The organism is Salifodinibacter halophilus (genome assembly GCA_012999515.1).
Taxonomy (GTDB): Bacteria; Pseudomonadota; Gammaproteobacteria; order Nevskiales; family Salinisphaeraceae; genus Salifodinibacter; species Salifodinibacter halophilus.
This window is the reverse complement of record JABEEB010000507.1, coordinates 1-249: the sequence shown is the minus strand read 5'-3', so window position 1 is coordinate 249 and position 249 is coordinate 1. Positions and strand designations below refer to the sequence as shown.

Annotated in this window: 1 protein-coding gene; it reads left to right on the top strand. The window is 70.7% G+C overall.

The window, feature by feature from the left end; genetic code table 11:
- Positions 1-249: peptidase (locus HKX41_12635; GenBank protein NNC24981.1), on the top strand; the 249-nt coding region annotated here is incomplete at both ends.

Sequence of the window (249 nt, the reverse complement as noted above, 5' to 3'; positions counted from 1 at the left end):
GAGCTTCGGTTGTTCACGGTGGGCGTGGTGGCTGGGCTCGTCTTCGTGGGCGTCGCGTGGCCGCCGTTCGGATTCGCCCTGTCGTTCTTGGTCTCCGCCGGAATCGGCGTGATACTGTTCGTGACCGGCGAGTACGCCAGTAAGCGACTCATCTGCCGGGGCGACGAGGCGGCGGCAGAACGGCTCGGACGCGCGGCCGTCGCCGACGCGCTCGACGCGACCGCCGACGAGGTCGACACCGGCCGCGCG